This window comes from Thioclava sp. UBA3469 (assembly GCF_002378135.1).
Taxonomy (GTDB): domain Bacteria; phylum Pseudomonadota; class Alphaproteobacteria; order Rhodobacterales; family Rhodobacteraceae; genus Thioclava; species Thioclava sediminum.
This window is the reverse complement of the sequence record NZ_DFRG01000035.1, coordinates 948-4,015: the sequence shown is the minus strand read 5'-3', so window position 1 is coordinate 4,015 and position 3,068 is coordinate 948. Positions and strand designations below refer to the sequence as shown.

Sequence of the window (3,068 nt, the reverse complement as noted above, 5' to 3'; positions counted from 1 at the left end):
GAGCCACAGCACAAGCAGGCTCGCGCCCAGCCCGCCTGCGAGGGTCGCGAGGCTGCGCACCAGCACCCGGTCCCATGTCATGCCGGGACGCGGGCGCAGCATCAACAGCGCCGAGAGTGGCGCCCAGTAGGGGTGATTGATCGAGAAAGCCACAGCGATCCCGTAGGACAAGCCCACCGCGCCCATCGCCTGCAGCCCCTGACCGATCAGCGAGTTGAGCGGCGCAACGCCATCGGGCGGCACCTGCCCATCGAGCTTCGGCCCCGTCTTCGGCGCGAAGTGTTTCCAGATCACCCGCACCGCCTCTTCCACCGCCAAGACCCAGACCATTGCGCCGCCGACGGCGAGCAGTACCGGCCCGGGTGACGGGATGAACTGCACGAGGAAGGTCGAGAGCGAGAAGAAAAGCCAGCTTTGCAGGAACAGCCACCACAGGCTCATATCGCGGCGCGAGAGAAGGCCAACGGCGAACGCGCCAAGCAGCATCCCCGGCACGCTCAGCGCGACGCCGCCGATCATGACCTTCGCGGCGATCATGCCGGCGAAGATCCCGACCAGTTTGCCCGCAATATCGAGGAAGGTGACCGGCCAGCGCCGATTGCGGATCGACTTGCCCTGCCCCGTCGAGGTGGCGAAGCCCGCGCCAAGCGCCGCGAGTTCCTGCCCGCGCGGCAGATCGAGTGACAGCACGATCGCGACCAGCCCGCTCAGCGCAAGCGCTGCGGGCAAGCCGCGCGACCAGTTCAGCTTCTGAAGTTGCTTAGGGGAGATAGTCACCAATTGCACCGCGTAACACCTTTCGATGCAGGCAAAGCGCCTTACCGACGCGCTGGTTCCCCGCTAGACGCCGATCCGGTCCAGAAGCCCCGCCACCATTCCGTGATAGCCCGACCCAAACAAGCGCAGATGCACCAGCGCGGGCCAGAGCTGATAGATCGCCCGCCGCGCCTGCCAGCCGGGTTCAAGCTCTCCATAGCCAGCCGCGAATTCCGACCCCGGCGCACCAAAGAGATGGAGCATCGCGAGATCGACCTCGCCGTCGCCGTAATAGCAGGCCGGGTCGATCAACCCGCTCAGATGTCCCTGATCGGCCAAGACATTGCCCGCCCAGAGATCGCCGTGCAGCAGGGACGGGAACGGGCGTGGCGGCAGATGCTCGTCAATCTGCGCGGCGAGCGTCTCGACCCGGCGGGCGAGTGGCACGGGCAAGGCAGGCAGCGACGGGCGCAGCCGTGCCTCGGCCCAGAACTCGGGCCATGTCGGTCGCGCTGCGTTGGGGATCGGCACCGGGCCGAAGGCGTAATCGTCGGGCCAGCCATATGGCGCCTCATCCGGTGCTCCCGGCGCGCGGTGCTGGCGCCGAAGCGTCTCGCCCAGTTCCAGCCACCCCGCGCCCCGCAGCCCCCCGCCCTGCGGCAAAGCCTCCATCGCGAGGCAGACCCCAGAGGCCGCGATCACCTTCGGCACCCGCGCGCCCGCCTCAGCGAGCGCCCGCAGCATCTCCGCCTCGATCTCGGGGTGAGGCCCGCCCTTGGCGATCACCCGCTCTCCGGTCGGCAGGTCCAGCGCCAGCACCGGGCTCAGATCGCCGCCCGCCAGCGGCTCGGCCTGTCGCGGCGTGATTTCCAGAAGGCGCGCGGCCTCTGCCAATATCCGCGCCGTTTCGTCCATGTCGCCCTCCTGTTTTCGGTCGTTTGCCTTTTCTTGCGGCACCACAGGCGAATATCCGCTCTGTACGACAGGATTACGGTTGCGTGACGGGTTCCATCCGGTGCAAATGCCCAATGTTGCCGTCGATCAGCCTCCCCATGGCGGGTCAGTCCTTCGTGCAGCATAGACATTTTGGACGCCTTCGTGCCGAGACAATGCGTGCAGCGCGCTCGGGCCGGAGGATTTGTCCGTTTCTGTCCCTCGGGGGGCAACACGAGACCCTGACGGAGATATCCCCACACTCGTCTCCGTCGGGTAGCAGCCGCCGCGAACCCCTTGCGGCGGCTGCGTCTAGCCCCGGCCCCGGTCAGCGCAGGAAGTTGTCGCGCATCAGCGAAACCACCTCATCGGCACGCCCGTTGAGCACCGCCTTGACGCCGAAGAGTGCGGTCGAGCCCACCTGTGCCGGTTCGATCTTCGGCGGCATCACCAGCTCCATCCGGTTCACCTTCACGTCGAGCAGCGCAGGCCCCGGTACGGCGAGCCAGTCGCGCACCGCGCCGTCGAGCTCGGTCGCGCTATCGACCCGCATCCCTTCCATGCCGATCGCCCGCGCCATCGCGCCGAAATCCGGGTTGTGCAGCTCGGTGAAGGCGTCGAGCATCCCCTCCACCCGCTGCTCCATCTCCACGAAGCCGAGCGAGGCGTTGTTGTAGACGAGCAGTTTCACCGGCAGTTTCTCCTGCACCAGCGTCAGCAGGTCGCCCATCAGCATGGTCATTCCGCCATCGCCGCACATCGCGATCACCTGACGCTCGGGGTAGGACTCCTGAATGCCCAGCGCCTGAGGATAGGCATTGGCCATCGTCCCGTGCAACAGCGAGGTCAGGAAGCGCCGCTCGCCATTGGCCGAGAGGTGGCGCAGCAACCAGACCATGGGCGAGCCGCCATCTGCGGTGAAGATCGCATCCTTCGCCGCGAACCGGTCGAGCAGCTCGGTCAGGTGCTGCGGGTGGATCAGGCTCGGGTCGGGTTCTTCCGCGCTATCGAGGTAGCCCTTGAGGTCCTCGGCATAGGCTTTCAGCGCCCGATCAAGATGTTTGCCGGGCTCGCGCGGGACAAGGCGCGGCAGCAGCGCGTCGATCGTGTCGCCGACATCGCCCGCTAGTCCCAGATCGATCGGCGCGCGCCGTCCCAGCCGGGTGGGATCGATGTCGAGCTGCACGATCTTGGCCTTGCCCGGATAGAACTGCGTATAGGCGAAATCGCTGCCCAGACAGAGCAGCAGGTCGCAATCGCCCATTGCCTCCATACCCGCGCGATTGCCCAGGATCCCGGTCATGCCGACATTGTTGGGCATGTCCGGCTCGATGAATTCCTTCGCCCGCGTCGTATGCGCGACCGGTGCGGCGAGCCGC

At 66.8% G+C, this 3,068-nt stretch carries 3 protein-coding genes; all 3 read right to left on the bottom strand.

Annotated features, from left to right (window positions below):
• Positions 1-777 (bottom strand): FUSC family protein (locus tag B3D39_RS02725; RefSeq protein ID WP_286789356.1); only part of this gene is annotated, 777 nt, incomplete at its 3' end.
• Positions 778-840: 63 nt separating this feature from the next.
• Positions 841-1,671: a fructosamine kinase family protein gene (locus B3D39_RS02720; RefSeq protein ID WP_274963719.1), complete on the bottom strand. Its 831-nt coding sequence runs from the start codon at positions 1,669-1,671 to the stop codon at positions 841-843.
• 346 nt (positions 1,672-2,017) lie between these two features.
• Positions 2,018-3,068, bottom strand: a 1,051-nt coding sequence (locus B3D39_RS02715; protein WP_286789355.1) for a thiamine pyrophosphate-dependent enzyme, incomplete at its 5' end; no start/stop codon positions are given.

Bases quoted from the DNA above. Each gene is read 5' to 3' on its own strand.
- B3D39_RS02720 (WP_274963719.1), bottom strand. From the start codon at position 1,671: ATGGACGAAACGGCGCGGATATTGGCAGAGGCCGCGCGCCTTCTGGAA.